This window comes from Flavobacterium sp. W22_SRS_FK3 (assembly GCF_052113665.1).
Classification (GTDB): Bacteria; Bacteroidota; Bacteroidia; order Flavobacteriales; family Flavobacteriaceae; genus Flavobacterium.
The window spans coordinates 1-2160 of sequence record NZ_JBGQOF010000057.1; the positions used below are offsets into that span (position 1 = coordinate 1).

Sequence of the window (2160 nt, forward strand, 5' to 3'; positions counted from 1 at the left end):
ATAAATTATTGTACCGCTTTATTTGATAAGACAACGATTGATCGAATGCTGCTTTATTACCAAGAATTATTGGAGAGTATAATAATAGATATCAATAAACCAATAAATAAATTATCAATACTTCCTAAGGAAGAAGAGCATCAATTACTGAATGTCTTTAACGCTACTTCTATTGACTATAATAAGGACAGGACGATTGTAGATTTGTTTACCGAACAGGTTAAGCAAACCCCAAATTCAGTAGCGATTATTTTCGATAATCAAGAGCTTACATATAGGGATTTGGATCAGAAATCCAATCAATTAGCAAGTTTTTTGGTAAATAAAGGGGTAGAAATAGAGGATCTGATCGGTATTTGTATTAATCGTTCTTTGGAGATGATTATAGGTATTTTGGGTATTTTGAAATCAGGCGCAGCTTATGTACCTATTGATCCGGAATATCCAGCAGATCGTATAGAGTATATGTTAGAGGATTCTGGGATAAAATTCTTGCTTAGTGATAGCAATAGCTTAGTTGTATTGCCAAAGAAAACTAATTTAGATATTGTTTTATTAGATAAGGATTGGGATTTGATAGCTCAGGGATCTGGAGAATTAATCAAGAGAATATCCTCTTCGGAGAATTTAGCTTATATAATTTATACCTCGGGAAGTACCGGACAACCAAAAGGCGTAGAAATTCGTAATAAATCACTAGTATCTCGATTACAGTTCTATAAGTCCTATTATGGTATGACGTCAAAGGATAAGGTTTTGTTTTATCGTTCTTTTAGTTTTGATGGTTCATTAGAAGAATATATCATGCCTTTTACTGTTGGAGGTTGTTGTGTTATGGCTCCGGTAAACTTCAAAGATGATTTATTTCAGAACATCCTGCATTATATCGAAAAACATCAGATAACAAAGGTGAATATGCCACCTTTATTATTGCAGAATATATTGGATTTCATATCAGATAGTGATCTGAGGAAATTCCAAAGTTTGCGTCATGTGGTATCAGGAGGAGATAAAATTAATACGAAAGTTGTTAATACTTTTAATACCAAGCTTGGTAATAGATATTCAATAGCATTACACAATTCCTATGGTCCAACTGAGAATACAATTGATTCAACTATTTATCGATTTGAAAATGATATAGAATATACAGCCATATCTATTGGTGGGCCTGTAGGAAATTCTGAGGTTTATATTTTAGATGAATCACATTCTTTAGTTCCCATAGGTCTGTTAGGTGAAATCTGTGTATCGGGCGATGGTATTGCCAGAGGCTATTTAAATAACCCATTACAAACTGCAGAGAAGTTTATCGAGCATCCATTTCAACCTGGTGAAAAGCTGTATAAAACTGGTGATACTGGAAGATGGATGCCGGATGGAACGGTAGAGTTTATGGGAAGAAAAGATGATCAGGTAAAAATAAGGGGTCATCGCATCGAACTAGGGGAAATAGAACAAACATTATTAAAACTAGAGGAAGTTAAAAAAGCAGTAGTACTGGTAAAAGTTGATAAAAATTCAAATAAACGCCTGGTAGCTTTTTTAGAACTTCGAGCAGAAATAAATACGGAGGATTTGAGGGAGAAATTATCCAAATTACTTCCTAAGTTTATGATTCCGAATCAATTTATTGAACTCGAATCAATACCTTTTACCAATAATGGTAAGGTAGATAAAAATGCCTTGCCGGATCCGGATGATTCAGAATTATCCAGTAAAGAATATGTAGCACCACGCGATGAAAGGGAATTGCAGTTAGCAGCAATCTGGCAGAATTTGTTAGGAATAGAACAAGCAGGAGTTCACGATAATTTCTTTGAATTGGGTGGTCATAGTTTACTGGCTACACGTTTGGTTTCCATGATCCGTAAGCAATTGGAGATAGAGGTTTCTATCCGGGAAGTTTTTGAACATGCCACGATTTCTGAATTAGCAGCCCATATATCAGCGCAGTCAGAAGGTATTTTATTGCCTGTTATTGTGGCAGAGGCTCGTCCTTCCCGAATTCCTTTATCCTTTAGCCAGGAGCGACTATGGTTTTTGGACCAGCTGCAGGGCAGTACCGAATACCATATCCCTATTGTGCTTCGTTTAGAAGGTGCACTGGAGGTGTCCATACTGGAGCAAACACTGCAGGAGATTGTTTCGCGTCATGAG

1 protein-coding gene is annotated in these 2160 nt (G+C 36.0%); it reads left to right on the forward strand.

The window, feature by feature from the left end:
- Window positions 1-45 precede the first annotated feature (45 nt).
- On the forward strand, window positions 46-2160 hold a 2115-nt coding region (locus tag ACEN2I_RS19870; protein ID WP_441767815.1), incomplete at its 3' end, for a non-ribosomal peptide synthetase.